Below are 16,054 nucleotides of genomic sequence, written 5' to 3' on the forward strand. Positions count from 1 at the left end.
TTTAAAATATTGAGGTCACTTTCGTAAATACGTTTAGGCAAGAAAGTGTACTGACCTGGAGCATTCAATATTTTCCCAATTCACAGATTACAAATTTTAGAATGGCTCTTATACATACTATTTTCACTTCTAATTTTCTAATAATGCTGCCCCTTTTAGCATAATAATGAAAGAAGTGAATTTTTATTACCTCGTATAAATAATATACCTTTTTTTCAAATGGTCAATATTTTCTTATTAATAAATCAAAGGTGAAATAAAAATAGCATATCGATATGAACTTCGTGTGAACTTACTTATAATTACGTATAACCAATATTAAATATATTGAATATAGGTATAATACCTCTTTAATTATAAAGATTTCAACACCACAATACCGTTACCTACAAAGAATTATTAAAAATGAAAAATAAGGAGTTGCATAATAATGAAGCTATCTCCGGTTACCTCAAAAAATATAGTTGCTGTTGGTTATAATCCTTTTTCTATGATTTTGCGAATCCAATTAAAGCATGGTATGTATGATTTCTTTAATGTACCAGAAAGCATTTATACTGGCCTATTACATGCACAATCTAAAAGTTATTATCATAATACTTACATTAAAAATTCTTTCCGCCACACAAAAATTTAAACTTAACACCCACTAAAAAAGAAAGGAGGTTAATCCTCCTTTCTTTTAAAAACATTTGGCAGATGAATTATCTTCGATTTCTCTTATTAATTTCATCATATGCTTGAATTTGTTTTTTCAAACGCCGATCAGCTTTTTTATCATGCACTACAAGAATTGCGTGTATAACTCCTGGAACCCAAAATATTAATGTTAATATGAAATTTATGATTGCCTGAATTGGTTTTCCACAAAATAATACAGCAACAGGTGGAAGAAAAATTGCTAATAAATACATCATCCCTTGAAAACTCCTTATTTTGTATTTTATATATCACTTTTCAAAATATACGCAAAAAAACCTACTACCATTTTAATCTTAACCTGCCTCTAAAATCAATGTATCTCCTTCTATTTATATAAGTATTTCAGACTTTTCATTGTTTTCTAGCCTATTTTCTTCCTCTATTGCAGTTATTCCAATTGCGGAAATTAACGTTCCTATCGCTTGTATCCAAATACCAATGAGTGCAATGATTCTCTCATCCTTCTTATCAAAAATACTATCTTTATTTTCTTTCTCATCTTTCAATACATTTAAAACACCTTGATACGCTTGTAATCCAGCTCCTAAACTTTGCATGGAGTTACCCAGTATAATAATTTTCTGTAATACATTTATATCCACCAAAGCTGCTTCTACTCCTAAAAAAGCACCAATCGATTGTAAACTGTTCCCTGTAATGATAAGATAATCATTTTCTTTCAATTGTTCATTTATATTAAAATATATTCCTATTACATTTGATATATTTCCTAATGCTAATAACTCAATTCCTATTTGATCAAGTAATTTACTTTGATTCTCTCTTTTTTCTTCCCCATCATCATAATTGCTCGCAATGATTTGTAATATATACCCGAGGGCTTGTAATGAGCTTCCTACAATAACAAGTTCCGATTCAACTTTCTCTTCTCCAATAAATCCTCTTGTCGTTCCAATAGCAGCTGTAAGATTCCCCCCTACTTGAAACCATGCCCCTGTCACTTTTAAACTGCTTGGATTCATTTTTATCACCTATTCAAATATTTTCTAAAGCTTTCAAAACAAACAAATCTCACCCTTAATCTTTTATTTTATTTTTCAGATGTAATTTTGTGAATGATATAATGTGCTACTAATATAAAAAGCACCTTAAAGGTGCTTTTATACGCATGCTGGGCATGTCAATGAATCTCCATTTTTATCTATTGTTATATTCAATATATATTCAATCGCTTTATGTGACCAAGTTTCAGGTGTAGGCGATTCATTTATATATTGTGGCGCACATGACTTCAGCATTGGAGTACTAATACTCCCTCCAGGATCTAAAGCAACTACAGCCATGCCATGGGGTAATTCCAGGGCCATAGATTTAGTGATACCTTCAATTGCAAATTTCGAGGCACAATATGGCGCAAGCTCAGCTTCACCTTCTCTCCCCCAACTAGAACTCATATTAATGATAATTCCTTCTTTCCTAGCTACCATTGCGGGAACAAACGCTCTTATTACATTTACTACACCATTCACGTTTACATTCATTACATTTTCGAATTCTTGAGCCGTAATTTTCCAAAGTTGTGCATTTTGATTTACAATCGATGCATTATTTATTATCAGATCGGGAGCCGTATGTCTATTAAATATATAATTTGCCCAGTTATTAACTTGCTGAGAATCTGAAACATCAATTACTTGGAAATCATGTATTTTACTGTACTGTTTTTTTAGTTCTTCAATTTTATCTTTTGAACGTCCACAACCATATATGTTCCACCCTAATTCATGAAATCGCTCAACCATTGCACGTCCTAACCCTTGTGTCACACCTGTAATAATTACAGATTTACTAATTTCTTTTCGCTTCATTTCTCTCATCCTCCTTCCCTATATCTTACTCTCTTCATTTTTATTCAGCGATTTACTATAGTATCAACTCAACTCATACTTTAGTAATGGTTTTGATATTGCATATATAAGTAAAAAAAGTAACCATCATGGTTACTTTTTGCTATATATCTAAAAATTCATTGTTTATTTCATTATTGTTTTTACATTTAAACTTCTCTTTTCCACATTTCTCACACCGGTAAATATAAACTACACCTAATGTACCTTTTTTAAAATCCTCATTATCCTGCATCTTAATAAAAATATATTTATGTTTACAATGCGATTCACCCAAATAATTTTTAAACCACTTTTTCAACACAACACATTCCACCTTTATGATAGAACCTTTATTTAGCTGCTTTATTATATACTTTTATTTAAATGTTCAATCTCATCTTGCAATTTTTTAAATTGCTCAAAATGCATGGTAATAGATTGGCTACTACCATAATCAACATTTTGTTTCACTAATATAACACCCGTATCATGAAAAAGCGCTTCAAGTTCTTTCCTAATAGACACTTTCGCAATATGGGCTGTTTTAATTGCAGATAAAATTGCAATTTCATTAAACTTTAATTTTATTTCATTTGGACAAAATGCGTCTTCAACTAATATAACTTCATTACTATAAATTAATGCAACAAGATTACTTGATTTGGCATCTGTTAAATCAACTTTTTTCATAATATCTTTCATTACATTTTGCCTCCTTTATTTTCATATATATCAATTATACAAATTTTTTTAAAAAATTACTCAACTTTATTATATTAATTTTAACACACTTTTATTGAAATCCATGCTCCAAACGTTTTACTATTCCACAATTTTTATTGTATGAACCATCTGGACTATAACTCCATATAATAATGTTAACAACTTATTATAAAGCAGGTGAAAATTATGCCATCAGTTGTAGGAAATTTAGTTGTACAAAATAGTAATGGATCATTTAACTTAGGTGATTTCTACAACGTTTCTCCGAAAGAAAATACGAAAGCTTATAATGGTTCCGGCGCATCAAACGTTGGTTTTGTTGTTAATACTTTTAGCGGTGTTAGCGCGACCAATACATTTGATTCTGACCTTGCAGATCAAAACCAAGTGGGTACAGCCTAATCTTATGTTCAACTTTCTGTATAGAAAATTTTAATTTGTCTATACTATAATCAGGCTGTTTGACAGCTCTTGTCGATTTTGGAGTACCCTATCTTTTTCTCCCTTTCCCTGGGGCTCAGCAGCTAGCACGAAGCTAGCTGCTTTTTCTTGTATTATTTGTCTCATAAATCAGAAATAAAAGAAGCTGCCATTTAATACTCAGCTTCTTTTACGTTATTTCAATAATATCCATAGCGTTAAATACGTAAGTTTTATAAAAGGCGTCTGTACAAATTACAATTTGTTTTACCGGATTGATATGTACAACAGTCATGTAGCTTGTTAGTATGTAACCCTCTTCAAAATATGTTACCAATATTTCTTTCTCAGACAGTAATGACGTTAATAATTTATCAGAAATTCTCTCTTTTGCTTCATTTGTTAAAAGCGGTTTTTGTACTTTTAATTTCTCTCCAATAATCTTTCTCATATTTAAAAGTTGTTCGGACATTACTGTAAACGGAACCCACTCTCTTTCTTCTTTTTGTATCTTTACATCGTTCATTTTTTATCTCCTTAATCATTTATACATTTATTTAGCCATACTATCACTTAGTTATTTTTAATACTTACTAAACTCGAATTTACTTCTAAACTATAATTAGGTTACTTCTTAAAAGAACATTCGTTCCTATTATACACGAACTTACGTTCTTTTGAGAAGAGCCATACTTATTATTTCTTAACAAAAAACATAATTTTATTTATCTCCATACTTTTTTCCTTTATCAAATAAACTTCCCATTTCTTATATAACATGCATATAACAACTAAAAGGCGACTTCACCCAAAGTGAAATCGCCTTTTTCTAAAAAATATTTCAAAGCTTATTTTTCTATCCTAACTAATGTTCTTTCTGGAATACATAATTCATCTATATTAAAATGATTTATTTTTAAGTTCAATTCCCCTACTCGTTCCTTATCTTCATCACCAACCCAACAACTAAATAATTCAAAATAGTCTCTATCTTCCAAATAACCTTCCATAAAGTTAAAAGTTTTTCTTTCGCTTCTTTTTTTCCTTTACATTTTGCCACTCGACAAGTTCAATTCCCCAACTAGTTGAAACCTCATATGTGTAATTTGTTTGGAATTGATAATCTTGTACAATTTCAAGCATACTTTCATCTGAAAAACACGGTCCAAAAACAATTAGATTATTAGAATCCGGATCCGTTAACGGAATTTCTACATTACAGCCTATGTAACTTGCTAAACTCATTTTATACTCCTCCAGTATTCGTATAAAAAATACTTCATAGTATATTTATTTACTTAAATATAAAATCCCTGCCTAAACGAAAAAGTTTTAAATTTTTATCGTTTATTAACCATCTATAACTGAAAACATATACTATGATGAACGAACTCACAAAGCATAAGAAAAGAGAGCATTTACAACACTCTCTTTTCTTACATACTCTATGGAACTTTACAAAACTGAATCAATGATTTTTATTATTATATTTTATTACATATACTTAGGTTGTACTATTATATGTAACTCTCTCTCTGTATCCGCTTTTTTCGGATGACGAAAATAATTAAGTTCGTACTTTAACACTTTATACTCAACCATCCCGATTTTAATCCCTTTCGTTTCTTTTAATATAGCTAATAAATCACTTACATTTTCATCATATGACTCAAAAATTTTCGCGCCGCCCTCTCCTTGAAAGATTACTTTCATATATTCTCCACCACCTTAATTTATTGATGTGGTAAATGACGCGTTTAAAACGATTCATTCTTTATCCTAAAATTTTCATATGAAAAAGAACATCCTTTCCAATCGAATGCTCAGCTTTTTACTAATTATCCATGTTAAATATTTATTCAAAAACATTATATGTATTATTTTTTAAATTATGTTCGATATCCATTATTAAAGAGTAAATATATGTAATAAACTTGCATAATGAAAACCGTAGAATATCCACTTTCGTTGAAATAATTATAATCCATAATTTTCCATTGTAATTCTTAATATTTAAATGTAATATTGTATTGTCTTACTATCTATTTATAACTCACACACTAATTAGAAAAAGGGAACTCTATATGAGTTCCCTTTTCTAATTATGATTACAGTCATTATTTCTTTTCTAGAAATTTAAATGTATCTTTAAATTCTTTATTATTCACTTTAATATCAGCATCTTTCAATAAATCATTGACTACTTGTTGTTTCCATTTACCTGTCGTATCTTGTAGTCTTTGTTGTTCTATATCTTTACGAATTTTATCCTTTACTTCATCAAATGGCTTCAATTCTTTTTTATCCGTCACTTTAATAATATGGTAACCGTAAGTTGTTTTAACCGGCTCACTTACTTGGCCTGCATCTAATTTATACGCAGCTTCCTCAAATTCTTTCACTGTTTGTCCAGGGGCAAAACCAGATATTTCCCCGCCCTGTTCCTTTGAACCAGTATCTTCTGAATACTGTTTTGCTAAGGCAGCAAAATCTTCACCATTATTTACTTTCTCCTTTATTTCTTTAGCCGTTTTTTCATCTTTCACTAAAATGTGACTTACTTTCATTTCTGGTTTATAGTTATCTTTCACATCTTTATCTGTAACTGTTGCTTTAATTGCTTTCTCAAATGCAATTTCTGGCTTCATTTTTTCTTTTAATTCATCTTCATTTTTCAACCCAAGTTGTTCTAAAGTCGATTTAAAGTTTTCACCCATTTTATCTTTTGCTTCTTCTACTTTCTTTTTTGCTTCCTCATCTGAAACTTTATATTTATCTAGCAATGCCTTACTTATCATCATTTGATATAAAGTACTTTCTCCATATTGTTGTCGTAATTCTTTACTTAATTCTTTCTCTGTAACATTTCCTACTTTTGATGTTACTACGTTGTCTGAGGAACCACATGCAGATAATGCTAGCATCATGCATGAAATAATTGTTCCAATAAATATTTTCTTCTTTTTCAATTCAAATACCTCACTTTTATCATTATGCAAATTAACTATACACAGTCATTGTGAAAACAGTGTGTTTTCTACATGTAATTCATTTCATATGAGTTGACTATGTATCATGTATTTTCATTTTTAAATATAAAGAGCCTTCTTACTATGCATAGTAAGAAGGCTCTTTATATAATTCTCAAAAAAATATAGCTTCTATAGTTGCTTAATAATTACATGTTTTTCAGGTATCCAACTATTCTGTCCGATATCTACCGCATTTCCCACTCTACCCCACACTCGAAAAGATGTCGATCCATCTATGTTTCCTTTATAATTCATACATTCAGGCTCTTCATAATAATTTACTCCGTAACCGACAGGATATTTTGAAGTTGCATAAAACCATTTCACATTAAAATGTTTTAAATATACCCACTGCTTATCGTTCCCTAAACAAATCATATCTTGCTCACCGCCTCCCCAATAACCTGCTAAGATTAAATATGGAATTTTTTGAGTGAGTGTACCTGTAAATTGAGGATTCATGGGGTTTTCATATAAATTTATTCCATATCCATCAGGATATTTCGAAACTGCAATACCAATGCCATTCGGTTGCTGTGTATACACTATGTTAGATTGATTTGCTTTGTTCGAATTTATAAACCAAGAAAGTGACTTATTTCCTACTAATCGATTCAGATCACATTTCCCAATCCCAGGAACATTCCCTGAATCCGTATATTGCCACATATCGCATGGATATGCTGGCTTATTCCCTCCATAACGAGGGATCCATACGAAATCAACTTCAATATTACGTGCTCCAAATGATAGATACGTGTGATGCCCTACATATAATCCTACTTTTTCCGCACCTAAACGGCGTAATTCATCAATAAATGCCTGTGTCCCACCTTGCATATCTACCATCGTTTGAACTTCTACGTCCGCTACCCAAAACTTAGCAGATTGATCACCACGATTCCAAAAATCTTGTGCCTCTTTCTTTGCATCAGCAATAGATATAAAACGGCAAAAAGCATAATTACCGAATGGGATACTATGCTTTTTCATTTCACTAACATAATTTTGATACATAAAATCCACCGTATTAGAGCCATCTTGAACTCTAGCAATCACTAAATCTAGCTGAGATGCTGCAATATCCCAATTGATAGTTCCATTCCATTTTGAAATGTCTACAATATACCCCATACATTCCAACTCCTTTTGAATGTCCTATTCATAGCTAGTTTTATTGTAAGCCTCAGCTCTCTAAAACTAGCTATCTATAATATAAGTAAAAAGAATCTTTACTGTTTTTCAAAATATATTCTCTTTCAGAAATATTTCTATAAACTTTAACATGTATGCCACATAAAACATTCGAAATATACCCTACTATTCATTTATTATGTAATCTCGTCCTATTAATCATTTTTACAGATATTAGAAAAAATCCCCTATATTATTAAGTTATAACTTTCAGTATCAATTTCCTTTCAACTAAAAAATTTCATCCCTCATTTTCTATATATTCTTAAGTCAAAATTACTACCTCTACATGAAATTTGAGATTTAGAAAAATTTTAATTAATTGAAGTTTACTCCTTTTAAATCACAATTTTCCAACCTGAACACTATTGGTGCATAAAAAAAGACATTTTCTATTAATGAAAATGTCTTTTTACAGTTTAATAAAACAACTTTGGTGCTAAATCTGTATTTTGTAATTCTTGATTTTCACTGCTCATAACACAACTTGTGGAAAATAGAATTGGGATACCACAAATCTCATCATTCATTACATCACGAAATACATTGGCAGCAACACCTGTAAACGTTTGACATAAGTTAGAAATATCGTCATTGAAAAACTGAATGACTTCCGCAGCGAAAACCGGAAAGACAACATTCGGTCCGCCAGGGAACTGAGGCTGTACCACAACTTGTTCAAAATAAGGATTATTTTCTAGTGCTACTTGAAATAAATGAGCTATTTCAAATGCATCTAGTGGACAAGGAAATGGATTTACAATTTCATTCTCATTATTCGTTACAATAACTGTCACACTTACATTCCCAAATTGTACAAAAGATTTTAAAAGCGTTGCTAATGCTCTCGCTTTTTCGTTGCTTAACGCATGCACTAAAATAATATAATTACCACCAACAGGAATAAGTGGCCCAACTGTAACAGTTGGATCAGCACCTATTGAATTTTTCAATTCATTAAAATATGTGATCCAAGGTGGCGAAAGCTGAACTTGTACATTTTCTTCCAATATTTTATACTACCTCCTTATACAATTCTTACTAGCATAATATGTAAAAAACTAAAAAATGCATCAGTTATATTAATTAAACATCTTATTTCACATTCTCAATTTTCCCTTTACATCTTTAAGCACTTTTACTACTATGAAATTCTTTATTATAAGCAAATCCACTGAAATTTCATATTATACTAATACGACTCTATATCCTTTAAATTATAATACTCAATATTAGGAGCTGATTTCATGGAAAAAAAACCTATCGTGTTCAAAATCCCACCAAATTCAAAACTAAAAGTTACATTTTTCGGTCCTTGTAACGAAGTAATTACAAATGTGTCTATAATTAATCAACTATGCGCCCCCAAATGTCAAACTATCACGCAATATCCAGACTTTAAGAAATATGTAACTGAAGTACGATCGTTATCCCGTTGTTAGTCCGCATAATGCACGATTTTCACAACTTTGTTACCTAAAATAACTGAGAAAGAAAATAACTGCATTCCTAGACTAAAATTACTCATTTTATGATATTCCATTGATAATTCATTGATTTTTTACACGTTTTTATTAAAAGAACATATATTATCGTATGGAGATTATCCACTCATAAAACCTATCTTTCTTTGGAGCGTACTTATTATGTATGCTCTTTTTTTATATAACCGTCCCCCTTCTAAATTGACCAACAATATATTAAAATTCTTTATATACTCAAGGAGGTCAAATATGTTCAAGCTGCATCCGATACTACTCATCTTAGGATTGATTTTGTTTTTATATAGTGTAATCGCCTTTATGTTATTCTTTTCAGTGTATTAGCATTACCTATACAAAGCTGTGTTCAATATGTAATTTCTATATAGTAAAGAAAAAACGTAATGATACGATCTTTTATGTATTCCGTCTTTCTGTTCAATAAGAAAACTAGTAAACTTACTAACAATGAGTTTTCACAAGCATGTTACTTATTTGCATATTATTTTGTTCATTATCTGAAGAAGGTTGAAGCCCCTACAAATTAAACTACACTTTACCTATTTACTTATATATATCCTAGAAAAACAATAATAATCCCCCACCATTTGGTAAGGGGATTAACTAAACCTACTAAAAAACATTTAATGATCAGTTTTATTTAGTTGGAGAAGGAAATCTTGCCGCTTCAAAATGTGCCCCATCTTCTAAAGGACTTAAAACCCCATCTATACTACTTTGTGCATAAATCTCAACTTCATCCCCTGCATTCAATTGAACAATCGTCGAAACACTTACGACATTTCCAAAACTTATTGGACCAAAAAAGTCATTATCTATAGCTATCGCTGCGTTTCCATTCACACGAATTTCTACACGCGCTCTATAATTTAAAGTTGGATCGTTTGGAAAGAAACCAATTGTTCCAATAACAGAATATACACCTTTAGTCTTCGGCATAAAAATAGATGTTGCTGGATTATACTCATTCGCTAAATCAAATTGTTCATTTTGAAATAACACTTTCACAAAAGTATTAGCAGGAACATTTTGATTCACAGTATTTCTAGCTCTAAATGCCGATGCTCTAACAAGATTGTCCTTGTTATCATGACACTTACTAGTGTTCTTACAACAATCATGATGCTTATCTTTATACTCCTGACAATACTTACAGTAGTAATAACAAGACATACTAATTCCCCTTTCAAACTTATTACTACATATTATGTAAGATTGATTTATACGGTTTGGACTAGCTATTTTTATTATTCATAAGGGCGCTATTAATCTGCACCCTTATTTATATACACCACTTCATTCCTTACTAGTTATAAGTTGTATATAGTTCCATATGGAATAGTAAGAAAAGAACTTCCGTACGGTGTAACATGATGTACTGGGTAAAAATACTCTACGGATGAGTAATATGGTTGTACTCCTTGCTGCTGCATTTGCATTTGTTGTTGCATTTGCAATGCTTGTTGAATAGCTTGGACTGTACTTTGTGCTCCACTATATGTTATAGACGTACCATACGCTGGTCGCATGCCAGCTTCAGAATTAAAATATGAATAAAACATGATCTTCAACTCACTTCCGTATAATTTATTACAAATTATATTATGATTCTTTATTTCAGTAGGTACTATAAGCTAGTCCGCTCGCTTATATTCAAATGACAAAATAAAACAGTAGCTGCTAGACTACTTTGAATTCTTCTTATTACCAAATGAAATGATATACATATTCTCCTGTTACACGCTCATCGATTCCAGCAACCCTAACGAACCTAAGTAAATCCGCCCCTTGAAGAAAATATATCGACATCGTAACCGGTACTTGTGACCACATGAATTGAAAAAGCTCATTCACCCTCTGATTCGTCGTAATGATTAAATCATTTACAGGTCCATGATTCCATGTAGAGGTTTGAACTGAAGTGAAAGAAAGGTCTTTCCCATTAACCACTATTCTTGCCACGCTTTGAGTTATGTCCACAATAATCCCCTCCAACATTACAAAAATTGGACCTTTTTTAGTTCATATTATTATAAATATTCTTGACTGTAATAAATGTTTAAGGCAAATCCCTAATAAAGTGAAACTTTAATCAGTGGGGGTCTTACTGCCCGTTAATGCGGGATACAATTTTTTTATTCATATCCCTCAATTCCCATTACAACCATATAATTTCTAACCTGATTCAATTTTTGTAAAAGTTGAACCAGCAAATGTAAATTCCATAAAAGTATTAGAAAAATTAAACTTTACTTTTGAAGGTACTCTGAGAAAAAGCGAAAAATCAGCTGGAAAGCTTATCGATTTAAATATTTATTCGAAATTAATAAGCGATTAATTTTAGTCACTCTGCCCATACTTAATCAAAGTGTCGGCTTCTTTAATTTCTGTATAAAATTCAAAAGTTTGACACAATCCTGGAAAAAGCTTATAAAGAAAAGTGAGGTTCCGTTATTTTCACACTTAGTAGCGCAGCCATGTTACATACAATTTTATAAGTGTGAACGAACTACAAAACTAAAAAACAAATAATAAGTTTGCAACATGTTTGCAAATGCGAATTTTGCATATAAATTCGTGTGATATTGAAAGGAGTTTTACTTATGAAAGAAATTAAAACAGAACAAGAATTCAAAGACATCATCGCAAGCGAGGAGCCAGTAGTTGTTAAGTTCTTTACTACATGGTGCCCAGATTGCGTACGTATGGACAACTTTATCGGAGATGTAATGGAAGAGTTCAATAAATTTGAATGGTATTCTATTAATAAAGATGAGTTTCCAAGTATCGCTGAAGAGTATCAAGTAATGGGTATTCCAAGTTTACTTGTATACCAAAACGGTGAGAAGCTAGGCCACTTACATAGTGCTAACGCAAAAACAGAAGAGCAAGTTACTGAGTTTTTAGAAGCATACTAAGATGAAAGCCCTCTGGAAAATATTTTCCAGAGGGCTTTCATCTGTTTTCATAATTATCTTTTGACGTTTTTCCTCGTTTAATGAATTACACCTTGTCATGATAAGAATAATATGTAGTAAGAAAAGTATTCGTTTCTTGATCCATCTCCCCTCCTATCTCTTTAGTAAATAGACTCTAATTAGGTTTACACCCTGACTTTGTACTTTTCAACATATTTTTCCTTCACGAAACTTTGTTATCCCCTTCTTAAAAAGCTATAAAACGTCAACAATGTTTGTATAGACCCACACGACTTTCGTTTGATACTCTATTTATAGAAAGAAATTCCTTTAAAGAAAGGTGAGTGATTAAAATGGATACTCTTTCTCATAAAGAAGCTGATAAAGGTGCTATTGTCAGCATTATGGCCTACATATTTTTATCCTCTATGAAAATCATCATCAGTTATATTACCCTCTCTAGCGCATTACGTGCTGACGGTTTAAATAACTTAACGGATATCGGTGCTTCTTTAGCGATATTAATTGGTCTAAAAATATCTCGTAAACCTCGTGACCCAGATCATCCGTATGGGCATTCGCGGGCCGAACAAATCGCATCACTTGTTGCGTCCTTCATTATGGCAACAGTCGGATTAGAAGTTGTTATTAGTGCCATTCAATCTTTCTTAAATCCGAAACAAGCAGCGCCTAATATACTCGCTGCATGGGTTGCTTTATTTTCTGCTGTCGTTATGTACTGCGTGTATTTGTATACGAAAAAAATTGCAGCACGAACAAAAAGTAAATCATTAGAAGCCGCTGCAAAGGATAATTTATCAGATGCACTCGTAAGTATTGGTACCGTAGTAGGTATTGTCGGTTCTCAGTTCCAAATGCCTATTTTAGACCCTATTGCCGCTTTAATTGTCGGTCTTATTATTTGTAAAACTGCATGGGAGATTTTCGTAGAATCTTCTCATATGCTTACAGATGGAATTGATCCTGATAAAATGGAAGAATACGCTGATGCTATTGAGCATATTGGCGGTGTGGAAAACATTGTAGATATTAGAGCACGTATGTATGGGAATCAAACGTACGTTGATATTACAATTGAAGTAGATGCTCGCATGGATGTTGGAGAAAGTCACTGTATTACCGACAACATCGAAGCTATGCTTCGCAAAAAGTTTGGAATTTACCATGCACACATTCATGTTGAGCCAATGAAAAAAGAACCTATTATGACATAGGTTCTTTTTTTATGAACGTTTTATGGAATATAACACATAAAACGAGCCAGCTACCACCAGCTGCCCATCCTGCTAATATGTCAGATGGATAGTGCACGCCAAGATATATTCGGCTAACTGAAATAGATAATACAACAAAGCTTGCTATAAGAATAATTAACAATTTTTTATGCAAAGAAATACGCTCTTCAGTAATTGTGACGTATGCAATAAATCCTAAAAAAGCAGTAGCATTCATCGTATGACCGCTCGGAAAACTATATCCAGTTGCAGTAACAAGCTGCGTGACATCAGGTCTTGCTCGTTCGTACCATAGTTTAAGCATACTGTTTAAATAACGAGATCCGTAGTAATTAATTGTTAGAAGCAACGCACTAAGCAACTTTTTTCTAACGAGAAAATACATTACAAGAATAATGAGTAATGGAAAATATATTCTTTTGGAACCGATAAAAGACACCCAAGTAAAATAGGTCGTCAAATAATCGTTTCGAAAGCTTTGAATAAAATGTGCGACTATATTGTCAAAGTTCTCAATACAAGCGGTATGATACGAAAGTGATAATACGACAAAACAAATGAGTAACGTAAAACTTAGCAAGTATAAATGTCGATATCGTTTCACATACATAACCTCACTATGCAAAAAAATGGAGCGGTTGTTTTAGTTTTCCTCTCCATTTCTTTTTTATGCATAGTTTATTAAAAAATATAATTATTAATTTTTTGCTTCATCTCAGGGATATCTTCTCTTGTTACAGTGAAGCGAATAACCTTCTCATCAAGATCAAGTGCCTCAGCGAATAAACCAGCTAATCCAAGTGATTTTCTATCTACTTCCATAATTATTTCTAATCGGTCGTATGCACGTGGCAAAATTAATAATTCTAATTCATCTAATCTGCCGTAGTACTCTCCAGAAACCGGAATAAACTCAAATTCTTGTGCGAATGGAACTTGTTTACGTAATCGGTGCGGTAATTCTTCACATTCTATATGACGTGCTTTAAACCCTAATTCATTTACACTATCTAAAACACTACTTAATAATGCATTAGGTAACACTTGAACGTAGTCGCGGTCACTTGGGTCTATACTACGTTTAATATCAAGACCTGTATGAATCCAAACCGTTTTCATACCAAGTGTAAGTGGTGCTTCAATTGGCATTGGAAAAGAAAATGGAATGTCAACTTTTTCATTCGGTTCTACAGAAAAAGGTTCGGTTAAGCGTACTCGCTCTAAATCATATGTTGCTGTTACTTTTTTATCATCCACTTCTCGTACATACGACGTCGATAATGTTAAGTAAATGCTTTCAATTTGTTGGCTAACTGAACCTCCAGTTATATGAACCTTTCCAACTATTTCTTCCCCAACAATATACTCATCTTTTTCAAGAACAGTATCTACCTTTGCACTTCCAATACCAACGCTTGCTAAAAACTTTTGAAACATGGAGTCTCCATCCTTTCTAAAGCAGAAGCTACATCTTGTTTTAAATCTTGTACATTCTCATAGTACGGCGTTTTTATTTGTAACATTCGCATAAGCATTTCGCGATTATAATTTTCCAAAGTTAATTCTTCGTACCATGGTTTTTCCTGTTTTTCATTAGATTCATATCCTGCATATAATAAAAATAATGAGAAATGACCGAGCGCATAAAAGTCGCTACGAAATTGAACTTCTCGCATCAAAGCTTGTTCACCTTCGTAAGTTGTAGCTCGCTCATCATCCTCACCTTTCCATTTAGCTAATCCAAAATCAATAATACTAATTTGATTTTCTTTCATTAATATGTTTGGAATGCGTAAATCTCGGTGAATAATGCCTTCACTATGAAACACCGATACAATTTCTAATATTTCATATAAAATCTCAAAAACTTCACGTTCTGTATATACATACCCATCTATGAAAATATAATCTTCAAAATTTTTACCAGGCATGTACTCCATCACAAAGAAGCTCTTTTTCTCCCATATGAAATAATCATATAGACTAGGAATTGCATGATAATTTAATGTTTGTAAAATCATTTTCTCTTGTTCAAATGATTTTCTACCAGACTCATATCTTTGTTTACTTTGTCTTAATTGTTTTAAGACTTTATATCTATTTATTTGTAAATCATTAACGACATATGTAACCCCATAACTGCCCATTCCAATTACTGATTCAATTTTATAACGCTCTGCAACAATTGTATTTTTTCGCAGTGGTCTATCAAATAATGCTAGTACACGACGCCATTTCATCAGCTACTTGAAAAGAAGCTACGGCTTTTACGTTTTCTTTTATAATGTTGATGTCCATAACCAGATGAACGTCGTTTATAATCGCTACTTGAATACGAGCGCCCTCTACGACGATAATCACTACTTGAATACGAACGATATTTTTTCTTTCCTAATAAAGAATCAATAATTTTTTTGAACATTCCTTCACCTCTTGAGTAAAATTTCCTTTTCATTA

24 protein-coding genes and 1 pseudogene are annotated in these 16,054 nt (G+C 31.8%); 6 read left to right on the forward strand and 19 right to left on the reverse strand.

Translation table 11 applies throughout. The features are described 5' to 3' along the window. Positions 1–430: 430 nt before the first annotated feature. Complete coding sequence (locus QO049_RS13890; protein WP_000777843.1) at positions 431–637, forward strand: KTSC domain-containing protein; 207 nt, start codon at positions 431–433, stop codon at positions 635–637. A gap of 67 nt (positions 638–704) precedes the next feature. On the opposite strand, the gene QO049_RS13895 is transcribed toward QO049_RS13890, so the two are convergent. The 5 genes from QO049_RS13895 to QO049_RS13915 all read right to left on the reverse strand — a co-directional run bounded on the left by QO049_RS13895 (position 705) and on the right by QO049_RS13915 (position 3,254). Next, on the reverse strand, positions 705–917 hold the full coding sequence (locus tag QO049_RS13895) for a YqaE/Pmp3 family membrane protein (RefSeq protein ID WP_000990219.1): 213 nt from the start codon (positions 915–917) through the stop codon (positions 705–707). Between the two features lie 114 nt (positions 918–1,031). Then, a complete protein-coding gene (locus QO049_RS13900) occupies positions 1,032–1,685 on the reverse strand; it encodes a DUF6944 family repetitive protein (protein ID WP_001070041.1) in 654 nt (217 codons plus the stop codon). 138 nt (positions 1,686–1,823) lie between these two features. Beyond that, on the reverse strand, positions 1,824–2,531 hold the full coding sequence (locus tag QO049_RS13905) for an SDR family oxidoreductase (RefSeq protein WP_246962651.1): 708 nt from the start codon (positions 2,529–2,531) through the stop codon (positions 1,824–1,826). A 142-nt stretch (positions 2,532–2,673) separates the two neighbouring features. Further along, a complete protein-coding gene (locus tag QO049_RS13910) occupies positions 2,674–2,874 on the reverse strand; it encodes a hypothetical protein (protein ID WP_061655253.1) in 201 nt (66 codons plus the stop codon). Positions 2,875–2,918: 44 nt separating this feature from the next. Next, positions 2,919–3,254 (reverse strand): hypothetical protein, encoded by a 336-nt coding sequence (locus tag QO049_RS13915; RefSeq protein WP_000651906.1) that lies wholly within the window; start codon positions 3,252–3,254, stop codon positions 2,919–2,921. A gap of 207 nt (positions 3,255–3,461) precedes the next feature. On the opposite strand from QO049_RS13915, the gene gerPF reads away from it, so the two are divergent. Then, a complete protein-coding gene (gerPF, locus tag QO049_RS13920) occupies positions 3,462–3,677 on the forward strand; it encodes a spore germination protein GerPF (protein ID WP_001141569.1) in 216 nt (71 codons plus the stop codon). Positions 3,678–3,885: 208 nt separating this feature from the next. On the opposite strand, the gene QO049_RS13925 is transcribed toward gerPF, so the two are convergent. The 7 genes from QO049_RS13925 to QO049_RS13955 form a co-directional block, all read right to left on the reverse strand. Continuing rightward, complete coding sequence (locus QO049_RS13925) at positions 3,886–4,221, reverse strand: YolD-like family protein (protein WP_144502067.1); 336 nt, start codon at positions 4,219–4,221, stop codon at positions 3,886–3,888. 322 nt (positions 4,222–4,543) lie between these two features. Continuing rightward, entirely contained in the window at positions 4,544–4,693 is a 150-nt protein-coding gene (locus QO049_RS13930) for a hypothetical protein (RefSeq protein ID WP_170953015.1), read from the reverse strand. 16 nt (positions 4,694–4,709) lie between these two features. Then, on the reverse strand, positions 4,710–4,940 hold the full coding sequence (locus QO049_RS13935; protein WP_000050517.1) for a KH domain-containing protein: 231 nt from the start codon (positions 4,938–4,940) through the stop codon (positions 4,710–4,712). 249 nt (positions 4,941–5,189) lie between these two features. Further along, positions 5,190–5,408 carry a hypothetical protein gene (locus QO049_RS13940; protein WP_000864279.1) on the reverse strand — a complete coding sequence of 73 codons (219 nt, stop codon included), beginning with the start codon at positions 5,406–5,408 and terminating at the stop codon, positions 5,190–5,192. Between the two features lie 404 nt (positions 5,409–5,812). Then, entirely contained in the window at positions 5,813–6,664 is an 852-nt protein-coding gene (locus QO049_RS13945; protein WP_246962649.1) for a peptidylprolyl isomerase PrsA, read from the reverse strand. 192 nt (positions 6,665–6,856) lie between these two features. Beyond that, positions 6,857–7,861, reverse strand: coding sequence for a glycoside hydrolase family 25 protein (locus tag QO049_RS13950; protein WP_044584425.1), 1,005 nt, complete (start codon positions 7,859–7,861; stop codon positions 6,857–6,859). 479 nt (positions 7,862–8,340) lie between these two features. Then, the gene (locus tag QO049_RS13955) at positions 8,341–8,931 is read right to left on the reverse strand and encodes a hypothetical protein (protein ID WP_098207624.1); all 591 of its coding nucleotides are present in this window, start codon (positions 8,929–8,931) and stop codon (positions 8,341–8,343) included. A 237-nt stretch (positions 8,932–9,168) separates the two neighbouring features. Here QO049_RS13955 and QO049_RS13960 point away from each other — a divergent pair, with 237 nt between their 5' ends. Continuing rightward, positions 9,169–9,363 carry a hypothetical protein gene (locus QO049_RS13960; RefSeq protein WP_000412556.1) on the forward strand — a complete coding sequence of 65 codons (195 nt, stop codon included), beginning with the start codon at positions 9,169–9,171 and terminating at the stop codon, positions 9,361–9,363. 696 nt (positions 9,364–10,059) lie between these two features. Here the strand turns inward: QO049_RS13960 and QO049_RS13965 are convergent. From QO049_RS13965 to QO049_RS13975, 3 genes are all read right to left on the reverse strand, one after another. Beyond that, positions 10,060–10,596 (reverse strand): C1q-like domain-containing protein, encoded by a 537-nt coding sequence (locus QO049_RS13965; RefSeq protein WP_002098484.1) that lies wholly within the window; start codon positions 10,594–10,596, stop codon positions 10,060–10,062. Between the two features lie 137 nt (positions 10,597–10,733). After that, the gene (locus QO049_RS13970) at positions 10,734–10,985 is read right to left on the reverse strand and encodes a DUF3947 family protein (protein WP_000500092.1); all 252 of its coding nucleotides are present in this window, start codon (positions 10,983–10,985) and stop codon (positions 10,734–10,736) included. Positions 10,986–11,127: 142 nt separating this feature from the next. After that, entirely contained in the window at positions 11,128–11,403 is a 276-nt protein-coding gene (locus tag QO049_RS13975) for a hypothetical protein (RefSeq protein WP_144502069.1), read from the reverse strand. Between the two features lie 208 nt (positions 11,404–11,611). Here QO049_RS13975 and QO049_RS13980 point away from each other — a divergent pair. The 3 genes and pseudogenes from QO049_RS13980 to QO049_RS13990 form a co-directional block, all read left to right on the forward strand. Further along, positions 11,612–11,761 (forward strand): annotated as a pseudogene (locus QO049_RS13980) (GNAT family N-acetyltransferase); the annotation flags it as partial. A gap of 265 nt (positions 11,762–12,026) precedes the next feature. Then, positions 12,027–12,341 (forward strand): thioredoxin family protein, encoded by a 315-nt coding sequence (locus QO049_RS13985; protein WP_000658787.1) that lies wholly within the window; start codon positions 12,027–12,029, stop codon positions 12,339–12,341. Positions 12,342–12,694: 353 nt separating this feature from the next. Beyond that, positions 12,695–13,576, forward strand: coding sequence for a cation diffusion facilitator family transporter (locus QO049_RS13990; RefSeq protein WP_000380380.1), 882 nt, complete (start codon positions 12,695–12,697; stop codon positions 13,574–13,576). On the opposite strand, the gene QO049_RS13995 is transcribed toward QO049_RS13990, so the two are convergent. From QO049_RS13995 to QO049_RS14010, 4 genes are all read right to left on the reverse strand, one after another. After that, complete coding sequence (locus QO049_RS13995) at positions 13,566–14,201, reverse strand: phosphatase PAP2 family protein (RefSeq protein ID WP_000833370.1); 636 nt, start codon at positions 14,199–14,201, stop codon at positions 13,566–13,568. The genes QO049_RS13990 and QO049_RS13995 overlap by 11 nt on opposite strands. 77 nt (positions 14,202–14,278) lie before the next feature. Further along, positions 14,279–15,034 carry a sporulation protein gene (locus QO049_RS14000; protein ID WP_246962647.1) on the reverse strand — a complete coding sequence of 252 codons (756 nt, stop codon included), beginning with the start codon at positions 15,032–15,034 and terminating at the stop codon, positions 14,279–14,281. Further along, the gene (locus QO049_RS14005; protein WP_098592664.1) at positions 15,016–15,837 is read right to left on the reverse strand and encodes a serine/threonine protein kinase; all 822 of its coding nucleotides are present in this window, start codon (positions 15,835–15,837) and stop codon (positions 15,016–15,018) included. Before QO049_RS14005 ends, QO049_RS14000 begins: the two co-directional genes overlap by 19 nt. Next, positions 15,837–16,019: a hypothetical protein gene (locus QO049_RS14010; protein ID WP_000473371.1), complete on the reverse strand. Its 183-nt coding sequence runs from the start codon at positions 16,017–16,019 to the stop codon at positions 15,837–15,839. The genes QO049_RS14005 and QO049_RS14010 overlap by 1 nt, the downstream gene beginning before the upstream one ends. Between the last annotated feature and the right edge of the window lie 35 nt (positions 16,020–16,054).

This window comes from Bacillus sp. RB3 (assembly GCF_030164735.1).
In the GTDB taxonomy this organism is placed as follows: domain Bacteria; phylum Bacillota; class Bacilli; order Bacillales; family Bacillaceae_G; genus Bacillus_A; species Bacillus_A cereus.